Source organism: Pseudomonas nitroreducens, from assembly GCF_024170165.1.
In the GTDB taxonomy this organism is placed as follows: domain Bacteria; phylum Pseudomonadota; class Gammaproteobacteria; order Pseudomonadales; family Pseudomonadaceae; genus Pseudomonas; species Pseudomonas nitroreducens_C.
In genome coordinates this window covers 313,423-338,822 of the sequence record NZ_JALJXP010000004.1, presented here as the reverse complement: position 1 = coordinate 338,822, position 25,400 = coordinate 313,423, and the positions used below count along the sequence as shown (strand labels likewise).

The following is a 25,400-nucleotide window of genomic DNA, read 5'->3' as shown; positions in this document are numbered from 1 at the left end:
GGCAGTATAACGATGCCCTACCGGGGGGCAAAGCGCCGCAGGCGCTGTCAAGGCGGGGAAAGTCCGCGCGGCGCGTCGATCTGCGCCGCATTCCGATCGGCGGTGCCGTCACTTGATCAGTCGGCAGGCGGGCGAGCGGAGCATCCGCAGGCGGTGAAAGCAGGTAGAATGACCGCCTTTTTTCCATGGCGGAGACAGCGCCTTGCGCGAGATCGTCCTGATCAACATCACCGGGGAAGACCGCCCCGGCCTCACCGCGGCCATTACCGGCGTGCTGGCACAGGGTGGCGTGAACATCCTCGATATCGGCCAGGCGGTGATCCACGACACCCTGTCCTTCGGCATCCTGGTGGAAATCCCGGATAACGAGCGGGCCTCGTCGGTGCTCAAGGACGTGCTGTTCACGGCCTACAAGCTCGACCAGCAGGTGCGCTTCACGCCGGTCTCGGAAGACGACTACCGCCAGTGGGTTGGCGGCCAGGGCAAGCCCCGTCACATCGTTACCCTGCTGACGCGCCGGGTGACCGCCGAGCAGCTGCAGCGGGTCAGCTCGATCACCGCCAAGTACGGCCTGAACATCGACCAGATCGATCGCCTGTCCGGACGCATGCCGCTGGATATGCCGGCCGACGAGGGCAAGGGCTGCATCGAGTTCTCCGTGCGTGGCGAGCCCGCCGACCCGGCGGCCCTGCGCGCCGAGTTCCTCAGCGTGGCCCAGGAACTGAACGTCGACATCGCCTTCCAGCAGGACTCGGTGTTCCGCCGCAACCGTCGCCTGGCGGTATTCGACATGGACTCGACGCTGATCGAGGCCGAAGTGATCGACGAACTGGCCAAGGCCGCCGGCGTCGGCGAGCAGGTCTCCGAGATCACCGAGCGCGCCATGCGCGGTGAGCTGGACTTCCGCGCCAGCTTCAAGGAGCGTCTGGCGCTGCTGCAGGGTCTCTCCGAGGACGTGCTGGAAGAGATCGGCGCCTCGCTGCGCCTGACCGAAGGCGCCGAAACCCTGTTCGCCGAGCTCAAGCGCCTGGGGTACAAGACGGCCATCCTCTCCGGTGGCTTCAGCTACTTCGCCAAGCAACTGCAGGCGAAGCTGGGCATTGACTACGTGTTCGCCAACGAACTGCAGATCGTCGACGGCAAGCTGACCGGCGTGGCCATCGAGCCCATCGTCGACGCTCAGCGCAAGGCCGACCTGCTGCGCGAACTGGCGGCGAAGGAAGGCCTGCAACTGGAGCAGACGATTGCCGTGGGCGATGGTGCCAACGACCTGCCGATGCTTGGCCTGGCCGGCCTGGGCGTGGCGTTCCGCGCCAAGCCGCTGGTCAAGCAGTCGGCCAAGCAGGCGATTTCCACCCTCGGGCTGGATGGCATCCTATACCTGCTTGGTTTCCGCGATCGGGAAGGTGCCTGACGCGCGCTGATTCATCTGCGCAAAGAAAAGCCGCCCATTGGGCGGCTTTTTTGTTTTTGCCTGGGCTCGTAGTGAAGCGAACCCAATCGCGGACAGAGTCCGCTCCTACGTTCAGGTTGTGCGTAGGAGCGGACTTTGTCCGCGATCGCTTATCCCCGATGCCGGAACTGCACTGTGACTACTCGTCGGAGGCGAAGTCGTAGTCCATCGCCTGGCTCGGGCCCTGCAGGTAGCGGCCCTGGATGTAGTTGGCGCCGGCCTGCCACAGGGTGGCCAGGGCAGTGGCGCTTTCCACCATGGGCACGATGGTCAGCTTGGCCTGTGCATGCAGGCTGGCCATCAGGGTCTTCAGGTTCTCCTGGTTCTCCGCCACGTTCAGATCCTGCACGTAGGAGCCGTCGACCTTCACGAAGTCGACGTTCATGTGCTTGAGCGTGTTGAACGGGTTGAGCGCGCAGCCGAACTGGCAGAGCGCGATCTGGCAGTGCAGCTCGGCCAGGCCCTGGCTCAGTACCTTGGCCTGACGCAGGAAGGCGATGGCGTCCGGTTCGCTGATCTGGATGATCAGGGCGTCGGCCGGCAGGCGCGAAGCCTTGAGGGCCACGCTCAGCCAGGGGAGCAGTTCCGGGTCCTGCAGGCTGGAGCTGGAAAGGTGCACGAAGAGTTTGGTCTCGTGTCCCTTGGCGCGGTGCTCGGAGAGCAGCTTGATGGAGTTGAGCAGTACCCAGCGGTCGATCTTCTCGGCCAGACCGCTGGCCTTGGCGGCGTTGAGGAAATCAGCCGGCGGCACTTCCTCGCCCTGCGGGTTGAGCAGGCGCAGCAGTACTTCATAGTGTTCGTGGGTATCGCCGCGCAGGCTGATGATCGGCTGGAACAGCAGGCGGAAGCTGTTCTGCTCGAGCGCCTGGCGGATGATCGCGCTGATATCGCCGCGGTAGGCGGCGGCGGCCAGTTCGTCGGCCGGGTTGAAGACCTTCAGGCCGTTGCCGTTCTTCTGCGCCACCTCGTCGGCGCCGCGGTGGGCGCGTTCGATGACTTCCTGGGCACGGGTGGTCTTCTCGTCCAGCCCGGCCGTGCCGATGGACAGGGTGACCTGTGCGCTGCGGCCATGGATGTCGAACAGGTGGCCTTCGATTTTCTTCAGCAGCGAGTTGAAGCGTGGCGCGGAGTGTTCCGGGGCTTCGCCCGGCAGCAGCACGGCGAATACGTCGTCGCTCAGGCGCGCCAGCTGGGCCGGCTCGGGGAACTGCCCGCGCAGCAGGTTGCCCAGGTCCGCCAGCAGCAGGTCGATGCTGGCGACGCCCAGGTCCAGTTGCAACGCCTGGGCGCGGTCGAGCTGCATGTAGGCGAGGGTGGCCGGCTGGCCGGCGGTCACCGCACGCTCGACGGCGCTGTCCATCAGGTCGAGGAAATGGGCGCGGTTGTACAGGCCGGTCACCAGGTCCTGGCTGCTGACCTCGCGGAGTTTTTCCTCGAGCTGGGCGTTGTCGGACTCGGCGCGGATCACCACCTGGATGCACGGCTCGCCGTCATAGGTGGCGGGCGAGAAGGTCATGCGCGCGGCGAAGGCCTGGCCGTCGCTGCGGATGCCGCTGCAGGCGAGGTCGGCGTTGTCCTCGGTGTTTTCCTTGGAGAGGTGGTAGCCCTTGAGGAAGTCCTTGAAGCTGGCCTGGTCGCAGCCGGCGATCAGGTCGATCATCGGCATGCCCTCCAGTTCCTCGGCATCCTCGTAGCCGAACAGGCCGACATAGGCCCGGTTGGCGTAGATGTGCATGCCATCGTGGACATAGGTGATGGCGTCCACCGAGCTGTCCAGCAGCAGTTGGCAGCGCTTCTCCGCTTCGCGCAGGGCGACTTCGGCGGAGCGCCGGGCGCGGCGTTCCTCGAGGTTGGCCAACTCGCGGTTGGCCACCAGGATCAGGCGCTCGTCCTCGCCCTGCGGCAGGGCATCCTGCGCGCCAAGGGCGAGGGCCTCGGTCACGGCATCGGAATCATTGCCACTGACCAGCTGGATGAAGGGAATGTCCTTGGCCTGGCGGCGAATGGCGCCCAGCGCTTCACCCGGGTCCAGCGCCTCGGCTTCCGGGGCTGCGATCAGCAGGTCCCAGCCCTGGGGCAGGATGTCCGTCAGGTCTTCACTGGAAGTGATGCGGTGGACGCGGGTCGCGCGACCGGCGTTGCGGAACAGGCTGACCAGGCGCTCGGCTTCGTTCTGCGAGTCTTCCAGGATCAGCAGGCGGATGGTTTTCTTTTCATTGGCCATGGGGAAGGCTGCTTATACCGCGCTAGACGGCAGCAAAAAGGCGACGAAAGGGAAGTCTCCGGAATCTACAGAGACTTCCACAGCGAGTCAAAGTCTTCCTCCCCGCCAGCGCCGCGAGTATTCGGGGCTGTGATGGGCTTATCGCTCGGTGCGCCGGCAGCATCCTGTGCCCGGTATTCGAACTGGGTGAAGCTGGCGGTGGCGGTGACCCTGCGGGTCAGCGTGGCGCGGCGTTCGTCCCCCTGCACGTTGAGTTGTACGCGGTTGCCTTCCTGGAAGGGCAGGCGCGGGGTGATGACGGTGGCCGGGCGGGAGATCGCCGCGATCTCTGGCAGCAGCAGGGCGCGCAGGTACTGACTGCCCTGCTCGGTCTTGCGCAGCAGTTGCAGGCCGCAGGGCTGGGCGAGCGGGGCGATCAGTTCGATCCCCATCTGCGTGCCGCCGCCACGGACCTGACGGATCCAGCGCACCACGGCGACGCTCCAGCTGTGTTCCGGGGTGTCCTGAATGCCCAGGATCTCGCCGGCCTGCAGCTGGCTGGGGATGTCCTTCGGCCAGGTCAGGCAGTAGCCGCCGGGGCTGTGGTTGACGATGCTCAGGGTATACATCGGGTAGTCGTCGCGCGGGGCCTCCGCGGCCACGCCGACACCGGCGTCTTCGCTGTTGCGCGGTGCGCTGTACTCGATTTCCTCCATCGGCATGCCGGGTTGCCAGTCGTTGACCTTCTGGGCGTCGAAGGCGCCGGACCAGGCGTCCTTTTCCTCGACCTTGAAGCTTGGCGCCTGGATGTCGATCTGCAGCTTGAGCAGGTCGGCGAAGCTTTTCCGCCCGGCGAGGAAGTAGTGCAGGGCGCTCATGCCGATGCACAGGGTCAACTGGCCTTGCCCGGGGGTGCGGTGGAAGGTGCGTTCGGCGATGTCGCCCCAGGCCGCGGCGAGGTGCTGCAGCAGGTCGACGCTGACGCCATCGGGCACTTTCAGGCGGGCCTGCGCGCGGTTTTCCGGCGGCAGCAGGAGGTACTCGCGGATCACGTCCACCAGCGGCTGCGGGTCGATGCCCAAGGCGCCGGCGAGGTCGCTTTCCTTGAACAGGGTGCGGTAGCGCGGCGGGCCATCGACCTGCGGCACCACCACGAACAGCGTGGAGGGGGCGTCGGCTGCCTGGACCTTCACCTGTGCTGCCCAACCCTCGAGGGCTTCGGCGACACGGGCGATATTGTTCTGGCGCATCTGGTTGCAGCGCGCGGAGCCGAGCATCAGCGCCACCAGGTAGGCGTGTTCGATGGACAGCCCCTGGGCCTGGCGGGCGAGCGCGTCGCGCACCGGGGTGTTTTGCAGGCCGTGCTGGCGGGCCAGCTGGTAGAGCTGGTGGAGTTCCAGCCAGAGGTTTTCCGGCACCGGGCAGTAAAGTTGCGAGGCGCGCACCAGCGGACCGCAGAGGCTGCGGATGGCGCGCTGGATGGCGGCGGTCATGACCTGCGCGCGCTCGCGGGTGAAGCGCGAGGCTTCGCGCACGACGATCAGCTTGTAGCCGATGGCCAGGTGGTTCTGCAGTGCCTGGCAGAGGTTGGCGACCTTGCGCGGGCGTTCGTCGAGGACGATGGACTGGTTGAGGAAGTGGCGCTCCAGGTTATGGCAGACGAAGTGCACTTCCGGGCGGAACAGTTCCAGCAATTGCAGGCGCGTCTCGACCGGCAGCTTGAGCTGGTTGAGTTCGATCAGCCCCTGGTAGAGCTGGCGGGCCGTTTCCCCGAGGTTGGCCTTGGGCAGGTGATCCAGCCAGTTTTTCAGCTCGCGCGTATTGGCGTTGCAGAAGCTCAGGCTCTCGTGCGTCGGGGTGGGGACACGTAGAAACTGCTGGGGACTGTTGTCCATGGTGGGAATGGTTTCTCCACAATCCGGCTCGTTGTACGAACCGGTTGGTCATAACTGTCGGCTTTTTCCGAACTCTAGCAGCATCCGTCGCCCGCCGCAGCCCATCGCCCGGATGGTGCGCGGACAGGTCACGCCAGCGTTGTTTCGCCTTTGATCTGCCGTTGCAGGGCGTCTTTCGCCGAGTCCTGCGCTGTGCTGCGCACCCAGCCGTCGCCCTGGGCGATCACCGGATGGGCGGCCCAGTCGAGCAGGTCCTGGCGGCGGCATACGCCGGTGTTGCCCTTGCCGGCGCCGGCCACCACCTTGTAGACCACCTGGTCCTGGCGGCCGCGCTTGTCCGGATGGTCGTCGATCACCTGGCGCACGGCCCAGGCGTCGCCGCTCAGGGCATTGCTGTAGCTGGCGCCGAGCAGGACATCTTCCGGCGTCAGGCGCTGCGCCTGGGCGTGCTCCTGGGCCAGCTGGAGGATCTTCAGCAGGTCGTCGAACTGCACGTCGATGAAGGAATCCATCTTGCGCAGTGCGTGGTAGAGGTCTTCCGGCGAGGGGCCGGCGGGCAGTTTCGGCGTGGCCGGAAGGCGCGCCAGCGGCGCGGGGTAGCGGCGCCAGGCGAACATCCCGTTGAACAGCACGGCGACGGCGAGGATCAGCAATACGTTGAGCAGCACCGGGCTGAGCACGTAGTGAAAGCCCAGCGCGGTGATCGCCGGGCCGCCTGACACTGCGGCCAGGGCGGTGGCGCCGCCTGGTGGGTGAATGCAGCGCGCGTAGTGCATGACCAGGATCGCCGCGGCCACCGCAAGGGCCGGGGTGAAGGGCTGGTCCGGGAAGAGTTTCTGGCAGATCACCCCGACGACGGCCGAGAGCACCTGGCCGCCAAGCACCGCCCAGGGCTGCGACAGCGCGCCATGGGGTACGGCGAACAACAGCACGGCGCTGGCACCCATGGAGGCGACGACCCAGATGGCCGCTTCGCCGGGCAGTACCCAGTGAGTGACGGCATAGATGGCGGCGATGCCGCACAGCGCTCCGATTGCGGAGAGCCATTTTTCCAGATGACTGGTGGCATTTGCCCGCCAGCCGAACAGGTGGAGGAAGCGATTCATGGCAGCGAATTAGCACGATGAGGCAAAAAGCGTTGGCGGGCGGCTCGTTGGCCGCCCGCCTTATCAGAGTGGGCGTCAGCCCTGGCGCGCGCCACCCAGGCGCTCGCCCATGCGCACGGCGCTGGTGGCGGCGAGGTTTTCCGCCCAGCTGACCTGCTCCGGTCCGAACAGCACGATGGCGGTGGAGCCCAGTTTGAAGCGGCCCAGTTCGGCGCCTTTCTCCAGATGGATCGGCGCGCGGGACGCTTCGTCGTAGGAGAAGGACTTCAGCTCGCGCTTGGGCGGAGTGACCAGGCCGGCCCAGACGGTTTCGATGGAGGCGACGATCATCGCGCCGACCAGAACCACCGCCATCGGGCCGCGCTCGGTGTCGAAGAGGCACACCACGCGCTCGTTGCGGGCGAACAGCTCCGGCACCTGCTCGGCGGTCAGCTGGTTCACCGAGAACAGGCGGCCCGGCACGTAGACCATCTCGCGCAGGGTACCGGCCAGCGGCATATGCACGCGGTGGTAGTCCTTGGGCGACAGGTAGACGGTGGCGAACTCGCCACCCATGAAGGGCGCGGCGCGCTCGGCGTCGCCGCCCAGCAGCTCCATCAGGCTGTAGCTGTGGCCCTTGGCCTGGAACACGCGGCCGTGCTCGATCGGGCCGAGCTGGCTGATGGCGCCGTCGGCGGGGCAGAGCACCGCGCCGGCGGTTTCATCCAGCGGCCGGGCGCCGTCTTTCAGGGCGCGCGTGAAGAACGCGTTGAAGTGCTCGTAGGCACTCAGGTCCTCGACCTGGGCCTCGCGCATGTCGACCTTGTAGCGGCGGGCGAACCAGGGAATCAGGCGGTCCTTGAACCAGGGCGCGCGGCATTCCGCGGCGCAGCCGATCAGGCGCGACAGCAGGTGATGCGGCAGCAGGTACTGGGCGAGGATGAACAGACGATCTTTGAACGACATTCCTTAAACCTCTACGGGGGTGTCGGGATGGTTGCCCCATTCCGACCAGGAACCGGCATAACCCTTGACCCGCGGATAGCCGAGGGCCTTGGCCACCAGGTAGGTGAAGCCGGAACGATGGTGGGTCTGGCAGTGAGTGATCACTTCCTTGTCCTTGGTGATGCCCAGGTCCTGAAGGATCTGCGGCATATCGGTACGGATGCGCAGGGCGCGGGCCGGGTCCATGCCGGCGGTCCATTCGAAATTGACAGCGCCGGGCACGTGGCCGGCCTTGGCGGCGAGGACTTTCTGGCCGCTGTACTCGCTGGGATTGCGGGCGTCCCAGACGGCCAGGTCGGCGGCGCCCAGGCGGCTCTGCAGGTATTCGCGGGTGGCGGTGGGCTCGTCGTGCAGGGTCAGCGGCAGCGGGCCACCGGCCGGCGCCGGGACGTCTTCGGAGAGCGGCAGGCCATCGGCGAGCCAGGCGTGCAGGCCGCCGTCGACGTAGTGGTACTTGTCGTGGCCGATCACGTCCAGCAGCCAGATGAAGCGGCCGGCCCAGCCGCCGCCTTCGTCGTCGTAGACCACGTAGACGGCGTCGGGGTTGTGGCCCAGTTCACCGAACAGCGCCTCCAGGTCGGCCTTGGCCGGCAGCAGGCCTGGTGCCGGCGTGCCGCCCAGCTGGGTGCGCGCAGGGGCGACGAAACGGGCGCCGGGGATGTGGCCCTGGGCATAGCGCGCGGCGCTGGTCAGGTCGACCAGGATCAGTTCGGCGGCGTCGAGGCGGCTGGCGAGGTCAGCCGGTTCGATCACCAGGGGCAGGGCGGAGAAGGCAGACATGTCGGAGTCTCCCGGCGGGAACGGTGGGGGGAGGCAACGTGAGCAGGCGCCCTGGGCTACCCCGTGAGGGCGGTTAGTTTAAAGGGGACGCGGCGGGGCGCAAACCTTTCGCGGATCAGGAACCCCGCGCCATCTGCTTCACCGCGTGCTCGATGCACTGCACGGTGCGGCCGAAGGCCTGCGCGTGCAGGTCTGCCAGCGGCTGGCCGTGGCGGTCGCAGACGACCAGCATGACCACCCGCGCGCCGTTGCCCAGCGAGCGCAGCAGCAGGTGCTCGCTGGGGAGCAGCGCTTTCAGCGAGCCGGGAATCAGCGCCGAGAACTCGGCCATGTTGGCCGGACCCAGGCGCAACTGACCGGGTTGTTGCAGGAGTTTGCGCAGTACCGGGCTGGCGGCGACTTCCAGCTTGAAGTCGCCGATCTCGCCGTCCAGGCCGAAGTGCCGGCGCGCCTGCAGCCAGCCGCCGGCCTTGTCGGCCAGCAGGATCAGGCCGCGTTGCAGTCCGCAGGCCTGCAGCGCGTCGCTGGCGCAGTCGAGCAACTGCACGGCGTTGCCGAACGGGCTGGGCGTCTGCATCAGGCGAGTGCAGTGCTGGCGCCAGTCGGCCAGGGTGTCCGGCGCCTTGGCCGGCTCCTCGGCTTTCGGCCCGTTCAGCCAGCGGCGTGCTTCCCAGGGCCAGAGCAGTGCCTCGGCCGGATGCCAGAGCAGCGGGCGGGCGTGACGGCGGGCGCTCTGCGCGGCGAGGCTGTGGACGGTCTGCTGCAGCTCCTCCAGCGGCATCTGAAGATACAGACTGGTCAGGCGCTGCCAGCGCAGCATGTGCACGCCGCCCCAGGACTGGTGCGCGGCCATGGCGATGCTGTTGGCCAGCAGAATGGTGTTGGCCGGGCGGGTCAGCCAGCGTTGCAGCTCCGGGTCGGCGTCCAGGCGTTGCTGCTGGCCGAGCGGTTCGTGTTCGGTATGGGCAACGTGCAGGGCGCGCACCAGCAGGCGCTTGTCCTCGCTGAGCAGGGCGTAGCCCTGGCCGACCCAGTCCGGCAGTCGCCAGCTCTCGGCCAGCGCGCGGCACAGCGGCAGCAGGCGGGTGCCGAGCAGCTCCTCTTCGACTTCGCTGCTGCAGCGGCCCAGGCCGTAGACCTGGCGCTGCCAGTTTTCCATCAGTTCGGGGCGGGCGGTGGCCAGCGCCCACAGCGGCGCCAGGGTGAACAGGCTGCCCCAGTGGATTTCCTGCCAGAGCCGCGCCAGGCGGTTGGCGAACAGGCCGCTGGCCTGCTGCATGGCGTGACGGCTGATCAGCAGCAACTGGTTCAGGGCGCGTGGCATCTGCGCCTCGGGCACCGCCGGCAGGCGTTCGAGCAACTGGCTGGCACGACTCAGGCCCAGGCGGTTGAGGGCGACTTCCAGGCTTTCCGCCGGATTGTCCTTCGCGCTCGGCGCGCGGTTGGCTTCGCGCAGGATGGCGAAAGCCAGTGTTGGCGCGTCCTGCAGCAGGTCGGCGATGTCGCGGATCGAGCGCCGGCTATCGTTCAGCACCCGGCGAATGTCGTCGCGCTGCTCCAGCGGAACCGGCAAAGGCAGGTCTTCCAGCTGGGTAAGCCAGGCCTTGAGACGCTCTGGTTGAAGCATTTGCTTGGACATGCGAGAGGCGCCGAACTGGTTTTTAGTGTTTTCGGCCTATAGTCTTGCCCGAAATCTCCGATAACAACAGAGAGGCGGGAATCGTGCCTCTCATTCTGTTCACAGTTTCAGTCCGGTCCCCATGGCAAAAATCATCGGCATCATCGTCATTCTGGGTAGCGTGCTCGGCGGCTACATGCTCTCCGGCGGCAAGGTCGCGGCCATCATTCAGCCGTTCGAAGTGCTGATCATCGGCGGCGCGGCATTGGGCGCCTTCCTCCAGGCCAACCCTGGCAGCACTTTCATGACCGTGCTGAAGAAGGCGCCGAAGATGTTCGGCAACCGCTTCACCCACACCTTCTACCTGGAAGTGCTGGGCATGCTCTACGAGGTGCTCAACAAGAGCCGCCGCGAAGGCATGATGGCCATCGAGGCCGACGTCGAAGACCCGGCCGCCAGCCCGATCTTCAGCAAGTACCCCGCGGTGCTCAAGGACGAACGCATGACCGCGTACGTCTGCGACTACCTGCGCATCATGTCCTCCGGCAACATGGCGCCCCACGAGCTGGAAGGCCTGTTCGACATGGAACTGGGCAGCCTGAAGGAAGAACTCGAACACCCGTCCCACGCCGTGACCCGCGTTGCCGACGGCCTGCCGGGTTTCGGTATCGTCGCCGCGGTACTGGGTATCGTGATCACCATGTCCCTGCTTGGCCAGGGCAGCCAGGCCGAGATCGGCCACCATGTCGCCGCGGCGCTGGTGGGTACCTTCCTCGGTATTCTCGCCGCCTACGGCTTCGTCGGCCCGCTGGCCAATGCCCTGGAGCATGACGCCAAGGAAGAGCTGAACCTCTACGAGTCGATCAAGGCCTGCCTGGTGGCTTCCGCCTCCGGCATGCCGCCGTCGCTGGCGGTGGAGTTCGGCCGCAAGGTGCTGTTGCCGGCGCACCGCCCGAGCTTCAGCGAGCTGGAGCAGGCCGTTCGCGGTCGCTGATAGGTCGTCTGACGCATGGATAACAACCAGCCGATCATCGTCAAGCGCGTCAAGCGCTACGCTGCCGGCCACCATGGCGGTGGCTGGAAGATCGCCTTCGCCGACTTCGCCACCGCCATGATGGCGTTCTTCCTCGTGCTCTGGCTGCTGTCTTCGGCCACGCCAGAGCAGAAGAAGGCCATCTCCGGCTACTTCCAGGACCCCATCGGCTTCACCGAGAGTGCCAGCCCCTACGTCATCGACCTGGGCGGTACGCCGACGCCGGCGCCGGACAAGACCCTGAACCCGCAGATCCAGGCCCAGCCGGACGCCGACGAGACGCGGATCAACCCGGACGAGAACGCCAAGGTCAACGAGCAACAGGCCGAGAACATCGCCGAGAAGGTCGAGAAGGAACGCCTCGAACTGCTGCTGCAGGAACTGCAGAACAAGGTCGACGAGAACCCGACCCTGAAACGCTTCAAGGACCAGATTCTCTTCGAGATCACCCAGGACGGCCTGCGCATCCAGATCGTCGACTCGGACAACCGGCCGATGTTCGACCTGGGCAGCGCGCGTCTGCAGCCGTACTTCGAGGACATCCTGCTGGCGCTGGCCGAGACCATCCAGCAGGTGCCGAACAAGATCAGCATCAGTGGCCACACCGACGCCAAGCCCTACGCGGGCAATGGCGAATTCGGCAACTGGGAACTCTCGGCCAATCGCGCCAATGCTGCGCGTCGTGCGCTGGAAGCCGGCGGCTACCCGGAAGAGCAGATCGCCCGCGTGGTCGGCTATGCCTCCTCGGCGCTGTTCGATCGCGACAAGCCGCTGAACCCGGTGAACCGCCGCATCGACATCATCGTCCTGACCAAGAAGGCCCAGCGCGCCATCGAAGGGCAGGACGGCGGCGCCGAGAAGCCTGCCGACGGCGCCGCTGCGCCAGCTCCGGGCGCCGCCGCACCGGCTGTGCCCAATGGCGCGCCGGCCAAGCCGGCAGCCGGGCAGGGCGACCCGCTACCGCCGGACCAGCTCAAGCAGAAGCTCAACCTGTTCGACGACGGCGGTACGCTGAAGCTCGATGAGCTGAACAGGCAGCAGTGACAAACGCAAAAAGGCCAGCTGAATAGCTGGCCTTTTCTTTGAGGCTGACGCGCCCTGGGTGGGCGAGCTGGCTCTTCGTGGGAGCGAGCTTGCTCGCGAACGCTGTTCGCCGGAGCGATGCGGTATCAAGCGGGTTCGCGAGCAAGCTCGCTCCTACAGGTTGAGCAAGGGCGCGCAGCGGATAACGCCAAGGCGTCATCCGTCAATCAATACTCGTCTTCCGGCAGGCTCGCGAGGATGTGCCGGTAGCTGGCCATGCGCTGCGGCGAGACGCGCCCGTCTTCCAGTGCCTTGAGCAGCGCGCAGCCCGGCTCGCGGTCGTGCTTGCAGTCGCGGAAGCGGCAGTGGCCAAGCAGGTCGTGGAATTCGATGAAGCCCGCTTCCACGTCATCGCGGCTGACATGGCCGAGGCCGAATTCGCGGATGCCGGGGGAGTCGATCAGGTCGCCGCCGGCGGGGAAGTGGAACAGCCGCGCGGTGGTGGTGGTGTGGGTGCCCTTGCCGGTGACTTCCGAGAGGTCGCCGACGCGGGTGTCGACGCCCGGCAGCAAGGCGTTGACCAGCGACGACTTGCCCACGCCCGACTGGCCGACGAACACACTGACGTGCTCATTCAGCGCGGCGCGCAGGGCGTCCAGCGCCAGGCCGTTGGCGGCCGAAACCTCCAGCAGCGGGTAGCCCAGCTCGCGGTAGGTACCCAGCAGCGAGTCGAGGAAGGGGGCGTTCTCCTCGTCGATCAGGTCGGCCTTGTTCAGCAGCAGCAATGGCTTGATGCCGGCATGCTCGGCGGCCACCAGGTAGCGGTCGATCAGGTTGGCGTGGGGCTCGGGGCGCGGGGCGAAGACGATGACGATGCGGTCGACGTTGGCCGCCACCGGCTTGAGCACGCCGCGCATGTCCGGGCGGCGCAGCTCGGAGGTGCGCGGCAGCTGCGCGACGATCACGCCGATGCCCTGGTTGCCCGGGCGCCACACCACCTGGTCGCCCGTCACCAGCGGCGGCAGGTTGGCGCGCAGGTGGCAGCGGAATACCTGGCCGGCGGCGTCGCCGTCCTGGGCCTCGACTTCCACCTGCACACCGAAGTGGGCGATCACCTGGCCGGTCTGTTCCGGGCCGAGGTCGCCGCCTTCCAGTTCTTCCAGGGCGCGCGACTCGCGCTTCGCCGCGCGGGCAGCGCGTTCTTCCTGGACTTTTTCGATCCGCCAGCTCTGCCGGCGGGTGAGGTGACGCTTGGCCATAGGGTATCCACAGGGAAAATCGCGCCGCAGTTTAGCATGCGCGCGCCCGCTTCCCGCTAAACTAGAGGGCTGAGCTGAGGAGCCCCATCATGCAGAACCCACAGAACCTGATCTGGATCGACCTGGAAATGACCGGGCTGGACCCGGACAAGGACGTCATCATCGAGATGGCGACCATCGTCACCGACAGCGACCTGAACATCCTCGAGGAAGGCCCGGTGATCGCCGTGCACCAGAGCGAGGAGCTGCTCGCCGGCATGGATGAGTGGAACACCCGTCAGCACGGCCAGTCCGGCCTGACCCAGCGCGTGCGCGAAAGCACCATCTCGGCAGCCGAAGCCGAAGCGATGACCATCGCCTTCCTGGAAAAGTGGGTGCCCAAGCGCAGTTCGCCGATCTGCGGCAACAGCATCTGCCAGGACCGCCGCTTCCTCTATCGCCACATGCCGAAGCTGGAAGGCTACTTCCACTACCGCAACCTGGACGTCTCCACCCTCAAGGAACTGGCCGCGCGCTGGGCGCCGTCGGTGCGTGACGGCTTCAAGAAGGGCAACACCCACCTGGCCCTGGACGACATCCGCGAGTCCATCGCCGAGTTGCGCTACTACCGCGAGCATTTCATCAAGGTATAAGCGGCGCAATTCTGCTCTTGCAGGAGCGAGCTTGCTCGCGAACAAACCCTGTTGCGGGGCTGTTCGCGAGCAAGCTCGCTCCTACGAAAAGCTTCAGATTTCGACGTGGTGGCGTGCCAGCGCCCATTCCACGTGCTCGCGCACCAGTTCCGACGGGAACTCCCGCCGCGCGCGCAGCGCTTCGATCACCGGGATGGTCGACGGCGCATTGCCCAGCCCTACGGCCAGGTTGCGCAGCCAGCGCTCGTAACCGGCGCGCCTTAACGGCGAACCCTCGGTGCGGCTGAGGAATTCCTCTTCCGTCCACAGAAACAGCTCCGCCAGGGCAGCGTTGTCCAGGCTGTGGCGCGGCTGGAAGTCACCCTGGTCGGTGGCGCGGGCGAAGCGGTTCCACGGGCAGACCATCTGGCAGTCGTCGCAGCCGAACACGCGGTTGCCGATCAGCGGGCGCAGGTCTTCGGGGATCGGGCCCTTCAATTCGATGGTCAGGTAGGAAATGCAGCGCCGCGCGTCCAGCACGTAGGGCGCCACGAAGGCTGCGGTGGGGCAGATGTCCATGCAGGCCGAGCAGCGCCCGCAGTGCTCCGTGCCGTGCGGCTCGTCCACCGGCAGCGGCAGGTCGGTGAACAGCTCCCCGAGGAAGAAGTAGCTGCCCGCCTTGCGGTTCAGCACCAGGGTGTTCTTGCCGATCCAGCCCAGGCCCGATTGCTCGGCGATGGCCTTCTCCAGCACCGGCGCGCTGTCGACGAAGGCGCGGAAGCCGAACGGTCCGATCCGCTGCTGGATGCGTTCGGCCAGTTGCTGCAGGCGCTTGCGGATCAGCTTGTGGTAGTCGCGGCCCAGGGCATAGCGCGACACATAGGCCTTCTCCGGGTCGCCCAGGACCTGCGCCATGCGCGTGTCGCCGGGCAGGTAATCCATGCGCAGCGACACCACCCGCAGGGTGCCGGGCACCAGTTCGTCCGGCCGCCAGCGCTTGCTGCCGTGGGCGCCCATGTAGTCCATCTCGCCGTGGTAGCCCGCCTCCAGCCAGCGTTGCAGGTGCTCGCCGTGGGCCTCGAGGTCGAGCCCGCTGATGCCGGCCTGCTGGAAGCCGAGTTCGCGCCCCCAGTCCTTGATGGAGAGGGCGAGGTCGGCATAGTCGAGTGTCGAATCGTGCATGGAAGGCGAGAAAGGGAAGTCCGGGTGCGTATAATTCTGCCAGACCTTGCCGGCGTCGGCCCGTCCGTACGCCAAGGCGACACGTTCTGCCGCCCGGAACCGCGATGACTGCCCAAGACAATCTGCCCCTGAACCTCTACAGCGCCCAGCAGGTGCGCGACCTCGACGCACGCCTGATCGCCGCCGGCACGCCCGGCTTTGAGCTGATGCGCCGCGCTGCCCACGCCGCTTGGCGCGCCCTGCGTCGGCAATGGCCGGATGCCGGTGAGGTCACCGTGCTGGCCGGCCACGGCAACAACGCCGGCGACGGCTACCTGATCGCCGCCCTGGCCCTGCGCGCCGGCTGGCGCGTGCGCGTGCTGGCGGTGGGCGATGCTTCCCGTCTGTCCGGTGACGCCGCCTCGGCCCATGGCGAAGCGCGTTCGGTCGGCGTGGATATCGAGGCCTGGAGTGATCGCGCCGAGCTGCGCGGTGTGCTGGTGGACGCACTGCTGGGCACCGGCCTGGGTGGCGAGGTGCGCGAGCCTTACGCCTCGGCCATCGCTGCGATCAACGCCAGCGGCCTGCCTGTGCTGGCCGTGGACATTCCTTCCGGCCTCAGCGCCGATACCGGGCAAGTGCTGGGCTGTGCGGTGAATGCCGAGCTGACCGTGACCTTCATCGGCCTCAAGCTCGGACTGTTCACCGGCAATGGCCCCGATCACTGCGGCGAACTGGTGTTCGACGGACTCGATGCCGATCCCGCGCTGATTGCTGCCGATGGCGCGGCGCGCCGTCTCGCTCCGGCATCGCTGGCTCGCCTGGCCGCGCGCCCGAAGGCTGCGCACAAGGGCCAGTTCGGCCATGCGCTGGTGATCGGTGGCGATACCGGCATGGGCGGCGCCGTGCTGCTGGCCGCCGAGAGTGCGCTGCGCTGCGGCGCCGGGCTGGTGTCCCTGGCTACCCGTGTCGGCCACGTACCCGCTGCACTGGCGCGTCGGCCCGAGCTGATGGCGCGCGGTGTCTCTTCTTCCGCTGAACTGCTGCGCCTCGCCGAGCGCGCCGATGTGCTGGTGGTCGGCCCTGGTGTCGGCCGCGAAGCCTGGGGGCGTGTGCTGGTCAGCGCCGCCGCGAGTCTGGAGCGCCGGCAGGTGTGGGACGCCGATGCGCTCAATCTTCTGGCTGAAGGTCTGGTCGCGCGGCCGTCCGGCGACTGGGTGATCACGCCCCATCCGGCAGAAGCGGCGCGTCTGCTGGGCATTTCCACTGCCGAAGTCCAGGCCGATCGGCCGAAAGCCGCACATGCTTTGGCGCAGCGCTATCAGGCCGTGGTGGTGCTCAAGGGTGTGGGTAGTCTGGTCGCCTCCCCGGATGGTCAGCTCGCGCTGTGCAGCCACGGACATCCGGCCATGGCAGGCGCTGGCCTGGGCGATGTGCTCAGCGGCATTCTCGGCGCACTGTTGGCGCAGGGCATGTCCACTCGTGATGCCGCCTGCCTGGCGGTCTGGCTGCATGCGCGCGCCGGCGAATCGCTCGGCGCGCAAGGGCGCGGCCTGGCTGCCGCTGATCTGATTCCTGCCGTTCGTCAGTTGCTCGAGGAGCTGTCCCCATGCCTGAACTGAATCTGTTCGCCGACGGCGAAGAGGCCATGGTCGATCTCGGTCGGCGGATTGCCGAAGCGACCGTCGGAAACGGGGTGATCTACCTGCATGGCGACCTGGGCGCGGGCAAGACCACGCTGTCGCGCGGCATTCTGCGGGGATTGGGCCATGGCGGATCGGTAAAAAGTCCGACCTTCACCCTGGTCGAGCCCTACGAAATCGGCGATCTGCGCGCCTTCCACTTCGACCTCTACCGCCTCGCCGACCCGGAGGAACTGGAGTTCCTCGGCATCCGCGACTACTTCGAAGGCGATGCCTTGTGCCTGATCGAATGGGCGGAGCGCGGCAAAGGCATTTTGCCAAAGGCCGACATGGACATTACCATTGTTCCGCATGCGGGCGGACGCATGCTGCGCCTCGACCCGCACGGAACACGGGGCGAAGCCTGGTGTGCCGCCCTGGCCACGGGAGCATAGAAAAAAGATGGGTTGGGGGTTGCGCCTTCGGGCGTTGTTTATCGGGGTGTCCGTTCTGCTGGCATTCTTTGCCGGCGAGGTTTCTGCTGCCACGCAAATCAAGAGCGTGCGCATCTGGCGCGCGCCGGACAACACACGCCTGGTGTTCGATCTGTCCGGTCCCGTGCAGCACAGTCTGTTCACCCTGAGTGCGCCCAACCGCATCGTCGTCGACATCAACGGCGCGCAGATGTCCGCCGCCCTCGACAAGCTCAAGCTGAACAACACGCCGATTACCGCGATGCGCTCTGCCCAGCGTTCGCCCACCGACCTGCGCCTGGTGCTGGACCTGAAGAATGCGGTCACGCCCAAGAGCTTCGTGCTGCCGCCGAACCAGCAGTACGGCAATCGCCTGGTCGTCGACCTGTATGACCAGGGCGCCGATATAGCCCCGGATGTCCCCGCGACCCCGACGCCCAGCGTGCCCGCCACGCCGGTCAGCCCTGCGCAGTCGGTGGCGAAGATTCCCGCGCCCAGCAGCGGCGGCAAGCGCGACGTGGTGATCGCCATCGACGCCGGCCACGGCGGCGAAGACCCCGGCGCCCTCGGCCCGAACGGCCTGCATGAGAAGAACATCACCCTGTCGATCGCCCGCGAACTGCAGCGGCAGATCAACCAGATGAAGGGCTTCCGCGCCGAACTGACGCGCACCGGCGACTACTTCATCCCGCTGCGCAACCGCACCGTGATCGCCCGCAAGAAGGGCGCGGATTTGTTCGTCTCGATCCACGCCGACGCTGCGCCCAGCCGCAGTGCCTTCGGTGCCTCGGTGTTCGCCCTGTCCGACCGTGGCGCCACCTCCGAGACCGCGCGCTGGCTGGCGGACACGGAAAACCGTTCCGACCTCATCGGCGGCGACGGCGGCGTGAACCTCGACGACAAGGACAAGATGCTTGCCGGCGTGCTGCTCGACCTGTCGATGACCGCCACCATGTCCTCCAGCCTGGACGTCGGCCACAAGGTGCTGACCAGCGTCGGCCGCGTCACCCCGCTGCACAAGCGCCGCGTCGAGCAGGCCGGCTTCATGGTGCTGAAGTCCCCGGATATTCCGTCGATCCTGGTGGAAACCGGCTTCATCTCCAACCCGAACGAATCCGCCAAGCTGGCCAGCGGTTCGCACCAGCAGGCGCTGGCGCGTTCCATCGCCGCCGGCGTGCGCCAGTATTTCGTGCAGACCCCGCCGCCGGGCACCTACATCGCCTCGCTGCGTGACGGCGGCCAGCTGGCTTCCGGCCCGCGTGAATACGTGGTGCGCAGTGGTGACAGTCTGGCGATGGTTGCCAGCCGCTTTGACGTCAGCACGGCCTCGATCCGCAGCGCCAACTCGCTCAAGAGCGATGAGCTGAAGATCGGCCAGGTGCTGAAGATTCCGGGCACCTCCCTGGCGTCGCAGCAATGACTGACGCTCGCCGTATCCAGCTGCTCACCCCGCGGCTGGCGAACCAGATCGCTGCCGGCGAAGTGGTCGAGCGCCCCGCGTCGGTCATCAAGGAACTGCTGGAAAACTGCCTGGACGCCGGTGCCAAACGCATCGACATCGAAGTCGAGCAGGGCGGCGTCAAGCTGCTGCGCGTGCGTGACGATGGCAGTGGCATCCCGGCGGACGACCTGCCGCTGGCCCTGGCGCGCCATGCCACCAGCAAGATCCGCGAACTGGAAGACCTGGAACGGGTGATGAGCCTCGGGTTCCGGGGCGAAGCGCTGGCGTCGATCAGCTCCGTCTCGCGTCTGACCCTGACTTCCCGCACCGCCGACGCCGAGCAGGCCTGGCAGGTGGAGGTCGAGGGCCGTGACATGGAGTCCACCGTGAAGCCGGCGGCCCATCCGGTGGGCACCAGCATCGAAGTGCGCGACCTGTTCTTCAACACCCCGGCGCGGCGCAAGTTCCTGCGTGCCGAGAAGACCGAATTCGATCATCTGCAGGAAGTCATCAAGCGTCTGGCGCTGGCGCGCTTCGACGTGGCTTTCCACCTGCGCCACAACGGCAAGACCATCCTCTCGCTGCATGAAGCCAAGGACGAAGCTTCGCGCGCCCGCCGCGTGGGCGCCGTGTGCAGCTCCGGCTTCCTCGAGCAGGCCATGCCCATCGAAGTGGAGCGCAACGGCCTGCACCTGTGGGGCTGGGTCGGCCTGCCGACCTTCTCGCGCAGCCAGCCGGACCTGCAGTACTTCTACGTGAACGGCCGCATGGTGCGCGACAAGCTGGTCGCCCACGCGGTGCGCCAGGCTTATCGCGACGTGCTGTACAACGGCCGGCATCCGACCTTCGTGCTGTTCTTCGAGGTCGATCCGTCGGTGGTGGACGTCAACGTCCACCCGACCAAGCATGAGGTGCGCTTCCGCGACAGCCGCATGGTCCACGACTTCCTCTATGGCACCCTGCACCGGGCGCTGGCGGAAGTGCGCCCGGACGACCAGCTGGCGCCGCCGGGAGCGACCACCCTGACCGTGCCGCGTCCTACCGGCGCGGAAGCCGGCGAGTTCGGCCCGCAGGGTGAAATGCGCCTGTCCGAGACCGTGCTGGAGGCCCCGGCCGCCGCCCGCGCCTGGCAGCCGAGCCCGGCTTCCGGCAGCTCCGGTGGCGGTGGTGGTGGCTACAGCTACCAGCCGAACCGTCCGGAAATGCCGCCGGTCCAGGAGGCCCAGGGCGCCTACAAGGCCTACTTCGCCCCGCTGCCCGACCAGGCGCCGCAGGCGCTGCCGGAAAGCAGCCAGGACGTGCCGCCGCTGGGCTATGCCCTGGCGCAGCTCAAGGGCATCTACATCCTCTCGGAGAACGCCCACGGTCTGGTGCTGGTGGATATGCACGCCGCCCACGAACGGATCATGTACGAACGTCTGAAAACCGCGATGGCCAGCGAAGGCCTGCGTGGCCAGCCGCTGCTGGTGCCCGAGTCCATCGCCGTCAGCGAGCGCGAGGCGGACTGCGCCGAGGAGCACGGCAGCTGGTTCTCGAAACTGGGCTTCGAACTGCAGCGGCTCGGCCCGGAAAGCCTGGCGATCCGTCAGATTCCCGCGCTGCTCAAGCAAGCGGAGGCCACCCAGCTGGTGCGCGACGTGCTCGCCGACCTGCTGGAATACGGCACCAGCGACCGTATTCAGGCGCACCTCAACGAGCTGCTCGGCACCATGGCCTGCCATGGCGCCGTGCGCGCCAACCGCCGCCTGACCCTGCCGGAGATGAACGGCCTGCTGCGCGACATGGAAGTGACCGAGCGCAGCGGTCAGTGCAACCATGGTCGTCCGACCTGGACCCAGCTGGGGCTCGACGAACTGGACAAGCTGTTCCTGCGCGGGCGTTGATTTTCGTAAGCTTGCGTTCAGGAAAGTGCAGTAAACTGCACGCCAATCGATTCAGCAGTCCGCAGTAACGAGCTCCCGATGTCCCTGCCTCCCGCGATATTCCTCATGGGCCCCACCGCCGCCGGCAAGACCGACCTGGCGCTGGAGCTGGCGCGCCTGCTGCCGGTGGAACTGATCAGCGTGGATTCGGCGCTGATCTACCGTGGCATGGACATTGGCACCGCCAAGCCGCCTCGCGAGGTGCTGGAGGAATTCCCGCATCGCCTGATCGACATCCGCGACCCCAGCGAAGCTTATTCGGCGGCGGAATTCCGCGCCGACGCCCTGGCAGCCATGGCGGAGATCACAGCGGCCGGAAAGATTCCGCTGCTGGTCGGCGGTACCATGTTGTATTTCAAGGCGTTGCTGGAAGGCCTGGCCGACATGCCCGGCGCCGACCCCGTCGTGCGTGCTGAACTGGAAGCCTGGGCTGCCGCCGAAGGCTGGGGCGCCCTGCATGAAGAGCTGGCCCGCGTCGATCCGGAGTCGGCTGCGCGGATCCACCCCAATGATCCTCAGCGACTGGTCCGGGCCCTGGAGGTATACCGCGTAAGCGGTATGTCGATGACTGCACACCGCCTTCGCCAGGCGAGTGAAAATGCGGGTCTCGGCGCGCAAGGCGGTGGACAATTACCGTATACTGTGGCTCATCTGGCTATCGCGCCTCTGCAGCGCCAGGTGTTGCACGAGCGTATCGCGCAACGTTTTGACCAGATGCTGGAACAGGGCTTCATCGCCGAGGTCGAACGCCTTCGCGCAAGGAGTGACTTGCACGTGGGGCTGCCGTCCATAAGAGCGGTGGGTTACCGACAGGTATGGGATTACCTCGATGGCAAACTGTCCTACGCTGAGATGGTGGAGCGCGGCGTCATCGCCACGCGGCAGCTGGCCAAGCGCCAGTTCACCTGGCTCCGCAGCTGGAGCGATCTACACTGGTTGGACAGTCAGGCAAGCGACAATTTGCCGCGTGCCTTGAAATACTTTGAGGCGGTCTCCATATAGGCTCGAGACCTTAATTCCGGCCGTCTATCCTTGGGGTTCAGGACGGCGTTAAGCCAAATTCGACTACTACTAAATCAGTTTTTTACCCTTACAAGGAGTGCGGCATATGTCAAAAGGGCATTCGCTACAAGACCCTTACCTCAATACCCTGCGCAAAGAACGCGTTCCGGTTTCCATCTACCTGGTCAACGGCATCAAGCTGCAGGGTCAGATCGAATCCTTCGACCAGTTCGTCATCCTGCTGAAGAACACTGTCAGCCAGATGGTCTACAAGCACGCTATCTCCACCGTGGTACCCAGCCGCCCCGTGCGCCTGCCCACCGGTGATCAACCGGCCGAGCCGGGCAACGTTTGACGGGAGTCCGCCTTGTTCTTTGAGCGCCCGGGTGGTGGGGAACGGGCCATTCTGGTCCATCTGGAAGGTCAGGACCCCGAGGCGCGCGAAGACCCGCAGGAATTCCAGGAGCTGGCCCGTTCGGCAGGCGCGGAAGCGGTTGCTTTCGTCAGCATTTCGCGCCATCAGCCCTCAGCCAAGTACCTGATCGGCAGCGGCAAGGTCGAAGAGTTGCACGACCTCGTCCACGCCGAGAAGGTCGAGCTGATCATCTTCAATCACACCCTCACGCCGAGCCAGGAGCGCAACCTCGAGCGAGCGCTCGAATGCCGCGTGCTCGATCGTACGGGTCTGATCCTCGACATCTTCGCCCAGCGTGCCCGTACCCATGAGGGCAAGCTGCAGGTAGAGCTCGCCCAGCTGGAACACATGAGCACGCGTCTGGTGCGCGGCTGGACTCACCTTGAACGCCAGAAAGGCGGTATCGGCCTGCGTGGCCCGGGTGAAACCCAGCTGGAAACCGACCGTCGTCTGCTGCGTGGGCGCATCCGCCAGATCAAGTCCCGCCTGGAAAAGGTGCGCAGCCAGCGCGAGCAGGCTCGTCGCGGCCGTCGCCGTGCGGAGATTCCGGCGGTTTCCCTGGTGGGCTACACCAACGCCGGCAAGTCCACGCTGTTCAATGCGCTGACTACCTCCGAGGTCTATGCGGCCGACCAGCTGTTCGCCACCCTCGACCCGACCCTGCGCCGCCTGGAGCTGGATGACGTCGGGCCGATCGTGCTGGCTGACACCGTGGGCTTCATTCGTCACCTGCCGCACAAGCTGGTGGAGGCGTTTCGGGCTACCTTGGAAGAATCCAGCAACTCCGATCTGCTGCTGCATGTGATCGACTCCCACGAGCCGGATCGCGATGCGCAGATCGAGCAGGTGCTGGCGGTGCTGAAGGAGATCGGCGCGAACGAGTTGCCGATGCTCGAGGTGTACAACAAGATCGACCTGCTGCCGGACTTGCAGCCGATGATCCAGCGCGACGAGCTGGGCAAGCCGGTCCGCGTCTGGCTGTCGGCCCGCGAGTCGCGCGGCCTGGAGTTGCTGGAGCAGGCGATTTCCGAGTTGCTGGGGGAGGACATGTTCGTTGGAACACTCTGCCTGCCACAGCGCCTTGGGCGACTTCGTGCTCAGTTCTTCGAGCTGGGTGCGGTACAGTCGGAGGATCACGACGAACAGGGACGCGCCGTTTTGCAGGTCCGCCTGCCGCGTGTCGAGTTGAACCGCATGGTGAGCCGCGAAGGCTGGCAGCCGGCGGAGTTCATTGCGCAACACACTTTGCAATAAAGCCCGGCACACTGTTTTTGGCAGGGTAAGGGGCATTCGGTAGCATAGGTGGGCGCGCCGTAGGCGCGTTTTCGCGTTATCAGATGGAGAGCGCTATGGCTTGGAATGAGCCGGGTGACAACTCGAACAAGAACGACCAGGACCCCTGGGGTGGACGCCGTGGTGGCGGTCGCCAGGGTCCTCCTGATCTGGATGAAGCGTTCCGCAAGCTGCAAGACAGCCTGAACGGAATTTTCGGCAAACCCAAGCGCGGCAGTGGGTCGGGCGGTGGCGGCAGTGGTCGGGGCGGTAGCCTCGGTCTGTTCGGTATCGGCCTGGCGATCCTTGCCGTGCTGTGGCTGTACAACGCCATCTACGTCGTGGACGAGCAGGAGCAGGCAGTGATCCTGCGCTTCGGTCAGTACCACGAGACCGTAGGCCCCGGCCTGAATATCTACTTCCCGCCGATCGACAAGAAGTTCCAGGAGAACGTCACCCGCGAGCGTGCCTACAGCAAGCAGGGTCAGATGCTCACCGAGGACGAGAACATCGTCGAGGTTCCGCTGACCGTGCAGTACAAGGTCAGCAACCTGAAGGACTTCGTGCTCAACGTCGACCAGCCGGAAGTGAGCCTGCAGCACGCCACCGAAAGCGCCCTGCGTCACGTGGCCGGCTCCACCACCATGGACAAGATCCTCACCGAGGGCCGCGAACAGATGGCCACCGAGGTGCGTGATCGTCTGCAGCGGTTCCTCGATACCTACAAGACCGGTATCACGGTGACCCAGGTGAACATTCAGAGCGCCGCCGCGCCGCGTGAGGTACAGGAAGCGTTCGACGACGTGATCCGTGCCCGCGAGGACGAGCAGCGCGAGAAGAACCAGGCCGAAGCCTACGCCAACGGCGTGGTGCCTGAAGCCCGTGGTCAGGCCCAGCGCATCATCGAGGAAGCCAACGGCTACCGCGATGAGGTGGTCTCCCGCGCCCAGGGTGAGGCGGATCGCTTCACCAAGCTGGCCGGCGAATACCACAAGGCGCCGGACGTGACCCGTCAGCGTCTGTACCTGGACACCATGCAGGACGTCCTGAGCCAGACCAGCAAGGTGCTGGTGACCGGGCAGCAGGGTCAGAACAACCTGATCTACCTGCCGCTGGACAAGATGATGGATGGCCGCGGTTCGGCAACCCCGAGCAGCACGCCGAGTGCGAGCAGCAGCACGCCGGATATCGGTTCGCGCGTCGCCAACGACCTGCAGCAGCGTGACACGCGTACCCGGGAGAGCCGCTGATGAGTAACAAGTCCCTGATCGCCCTCATCGCGGGTGTGGTGGTTGCTGTTGCCGTCTGGAGCAGCGTCTACGTGGTGCAGCAGACCGAACGCGCCGTACTGCTGCGCTTCGGTCGCGTGGTCGAGCCGGACGTGAAGCCCGGCCTGCACTTCAAGATTCCGTACGTCAACACGGTGCGCAAGTTCGACGGCCGCCTGCTGACCCTGGATTCGCCGACCCAGCGCTTCCTGACGCTGGAGAAGAAAGCGGTGATGGTCGACGCCTACGCCAAGTGGCGCGTCTCCGATGCCGAGCGCTTCTACACCGCGACTTCGGGTATGAAGCAGATTGCCGACGAGCGTCTGTCCCGTCGTCTGGAAGCCGGTCTGCGTGACCAGTTCGGCAAGCGCACCCTGCACGAAGTGGTGTCGGGTGAGCGTGATGCGCTGATGGGCGATATCACCGCTTCGCTGAACCGCATGGCGCAGAAGGAGTTGGGTATCGAGGTGGTCGACGTTCGCGTCAAGGCTATCGACCTGCCCAAGGAAGTGAACCGCAGCGTGTTCGAGCGCATGAGCACCGAGCGTGAGCGGGAAGCCCGTGAGCACCGCGCCAAGGGTCGCGAACTGGCCGAAGGTATCCGTGCGGATGCCGATCGTCAGCGCCGTGTCCTGCTGGCCGAGGCCTATCGCGAGTCGGAAGAGACCCGCGGTGACGGCGATGCCAAGGCGGCGGCGATCTACGCCAAGGCCTACACCGCCGATCCGGAGTTCTACGCCTTCACCCGCAGCCTCAGGGCTTACCGCGAAAGCTTTGCCGACAAGAAGGACGTGCTGGTGCTCGATCCGAGCAACGAGTTCTTCCGCTACCTCGAAAAAGCTAAACCCTGAGGGTCCGT

21 protein-coding genes are annotated in these 25,400 nt (G+C 66.2%); 13 read left to right on the top strand and 8 right to left on the bottom strand.

Annotation, left to right across the window (positions count from 1 at the left end):
• The first annotated feature begins 202 nt into the window (after window positions 1-202).
• Window positions 203-1,414, top strand: a complete 1,212-nt coding sequence (gene serB / locus J2T47_RS10920; RefSeq protein WP_138524114.1) for a phosphoserine phosphatase SerB — start codon at window positions 203-205, stop codon at window positions 1,412-1,414.
• A gap of 178 nt (window positions 1,415-1,592) precedes the next feature.
• On the opposite strand, the gene J2T47_RS10915 is transcribed toward serB, so the two are convergent.
• The 6 genes from J2T47_RS10915 to J2T47_RS10890 all read right to left on the bottom strand — a co-directional run bounded on the left by J2T47_RS10915 (window position 1,593) and on the right by J2T47_RS10890 (window position 10,060).
• Window positions 1,593-3,677, bottom strand: a complete 2,085-nt coding sequence (locus J2T47_RS10915; RefSeq protein WP_253445901.1) for an EAL domain-containing response regulator — start codon at window positions 3,675-3,677, stop codon at window positions 1,593-1,595.
• Between the two features lie 65 nt (window positions 3,678-3,742).
• Window positions 3,743-5,551: a molecular chaperone gene (locus J2T47_RS10910; protein ID WP_253445897.1), complete on the bottom strand. Its 1,809-nt coding sequence runs from the start codon at window positions 5,549-5,551 to the stop codon at window positions 3,743-3,745.
• 128 nt (window positions 5,552-5,679) lie between these two features.
• Window positions 5,680-6,657, bottom strand: coding sequence for an HPP family protein (locus J2T47_RS10905; RefSeq protein ID WP_253445894.1), 978 nt, complete (start codon window positions 6,655-6,657; stop codon window positions 5,680-5,682).
• Window positions 6,658-6,732: 75 nt separating this feature from the next.
• A complete protein-coding gene (asd, locus tag J2T47_RS10900) occupies window positions 6,733-7,602 on the bottom strand; it encodes an archaetidylserine decarboxylase (RefSeq protein ID WP_253445891.1) in 870 nt (289 codons plus the stop codon).
• Window positions 7,603-7,605: 3 nt separating this feature from the next.
• On the bottom strand, window positions 7,606-8,421 hold the full coding sequence (gene rhdA / locus J2T47_RS10895; RefSeq protein WP_253445888.1) for a thiosulfate sulfurtransferase: 816 nt from the start codon (window positions 8,419-8,421) through the stop codon (window positions 7,606-7,608).
• Between the two features lie 115 nt (window positions 8,422-8,536).
• The gene (locus J2T47_RS10890) at window positions 8,537-10,060 is read right to left on the bottom strand and encodes an HDOD domain-containing protein (RefSeq protein ID WP_253445885.1); all 1,524 of its coding nucleotides are present in this window, start codon (window positions 10,058-10,060) and stop codon (window positions 8,537-8,539) included.
• 121 nt (window positions 10,061-10,181) lie between these two features.
• On the opposite strand from J2T47_RS10890, the gene motA reads away from it, so the two are divergent.
• Both motA and motB read left to right on the top strand, forming a co-directional pair.
• Complete coding sequence (gene motA / locus J2T47_RS10885) at window positions 10,182-11,033, top strand: flagellar motor stator protein MotA (RefSeq protein WP_253445882.1); 852 nt, start codon at window positions 10,182-10,184, stop codon at window positions 11,031-11,033.
• Between the two features lie 15 nt (window positions 11,034-11,048).
• Window positions 11,049-12,116, top strand: a complete 1,068-nt coding sequence (motB, locus tag J2T47_RS10880) for a flagellar motor protein MotB (RefSeq protein WP_253445879.1) — start codon at window positions 11,049-11,051, stop codon at window positions 12,114-12,116.
• A 206-nt stretch (window positions 12,117-12,322) separates the two neighbouring features.
• Here motB and rsgA read toward each other — a convergent pair whose 3' ends face one another.
• The gene (gene rsgA / locus J2T47_RS10875) at window positions 12,323-13,354 is read right to left on the bottom strand and encodes a small ribosomal subunit biogenesis GTPase RsgA (RefSeq protein WP_253445876.1); all 1,032 of its coding nucleotides are present in this window, start codon (window positions 13,352-13,354) and stop codon (window positions 12,323-12,325) included.
• Between the two features lie 89 nt (window positions 13,355-13,443).
• Between rsgA and orn the strand changes: the two genes are divergently transcribed.
• Entirely contained in the window at window positions 13,444-13,986 is a 543-nt protein-coding gene (orn, locus tag J2T47_RS10870; protein WP_024764319.1) for an oligoribonuclease, read from the top strand.
• A 93-nt stretch (window positions 13,987-14,079) separates the two neighbouring features.
• On the opposite strand, the gene queG is transcribed toward orn, so the two are convergent.
• Window positions 14,080-15,147: a tRNA epoxyqueuosine(34) reductase QueG gene (queG, locus tag J2T47_RS10865; protein WP_253445873.1), complete on the bottom strand. Its 1,068-nt coding sequence runs from the start codon at window positions 15,145-15,147 to the stop codon at window positions 14,080-14,082.
• A gap of 104 nt (window positions 15,148-15,251) precedes the next feature.
• On the opposite strand from queG, the gene J2T47_RS10860 reads away from it, so the two are divergent.
• The 9 genes from J2T47_RS10860 to hflC all read left to right on the top strand — a co-directional run bounded on the left by J2T47_RS10860 (window position 15,252) and on the right by hflC (window position 25,392).
• Window positions 15,252-16,748 (top strand): NAD(P)H-hydrate dehydratase, encoded by a 1,497-nt coding sequence (locus J2T47_RS10860; RefSeq protein ID WP_253445870.1) that lies wholly within the window; start codon window positions 15,252-15,254, stop codon window positions 16,746-16,748.
• Window positions 16,736-17,203, top strand: coding sequence for a tRNA (adenosine(37)-N6)-threonylcarbamoyltransferase complex ATPase subunit type 1 TsaE (tsaE, locus tag J2T47_RS10855; protein ID WP_253445866.1), 468 nt, complete (start codon window positions 16,736-16,738; stop codon window positions 17,201-17,203). Before J2T47_RS10860 ends, tsaE begins: the two co-directional genes overlap by 13 nt.
• A gap of 7 nt (window positions 17,204-17,210) precedes the next feature.
• Window positions 17,211-18,641 carry an N-acetylmuramoyl-L-alanine amidase AmiB gene (gene amiB, locus J2T47_RS10850; protein WP_081515529.1) on the top strand — a complete coding sequence of 477 codons (1,431 nt, stop codon included), beginning with the start codon at window positions 17,211-17,213 and terminating at the stop codon, window positions 18,639-18,641.
• Window positions 18,638-20,545 (top strand): DNA mismatch repair endonuclease MutL, encoded by a 1,908-nt coding sequence (gene mutL / locus J2T47_RS10845; protein WP_253445863.1) that lies wholly within the window; start codon window positions 18,638-18,640, stop codon window positions 20,543-20,545. The genes amiB and mutL overlap by 4 nt, the downstream gene beginning before the upstream one ends.
• Window positions 20,546-20,623: 78 nt before the next feature.
• Window positions 20,624-21,586, top strand: coding sequence for a tRNA (adenosine(37)-N6)-dimethylallyltransferase MiaA (gene miaA, locus J2T47_RS10840; RefSeq protein WP_253445860.1), 963 nt, complete (start codon window positions 20,624-20,626; stop codon window positions 21,584-21,586).
• 106 nt (window positions 21,587-21,692) lie between these two features.
• Window positions 21,693-21,941 (top strand): RNA chaperone Hfq, encoded by a 249-nt coding sequence (gene hfq / locus J2T47_RS10835; RefSeq protein ID WP_017520393.1) that lies wholly within the window; start codon window positions 21,693-21,695, stop codon window positions 21,939-21,941.
• A 12-nt stretch (window positions 21,942-21,953) separates the two neighbouring features.
• Window positions 21,954-23,255 (top strand): ribosome rescue GTPase HflX, encoded by a 1,302-nt coding sequence (gene hflX, locus J2T47_RS10830; protein WP_253445857.1) that lies wholly within the window; start codon window positions 21,954-21,956, stop codon window positions 23,253-23,255.
• Window positions 23,256-23,350: 95 nt separating this feature from the next.
• Entirely contained in the window at window positions 23,351-24,523 is a 1,173-nt protein-coding gene (hflK, locus tag J2T47_RS10825) for an FtsH protease activity modulator HflK (RefSeq protein WP_253445854.1), read from the top strand.
• Window positions 24,523-25,392 (top strand): protease modulator HflC, encoded by an 870-nt coding sequence (hflC, locus tag J2T47_RS10820; protein WP_253445851.1) that lies wholly within the window; start codon window positions 24,523-24,525, stop codon window positions 25,390-25,392. The genes hflK and hflC overlap by 1 nt, the downstream gene beginning before the upstream one ends.
• The last annotated feature ends 8 nt before the right edge of the window (window positions 25,393-25,400 follow it).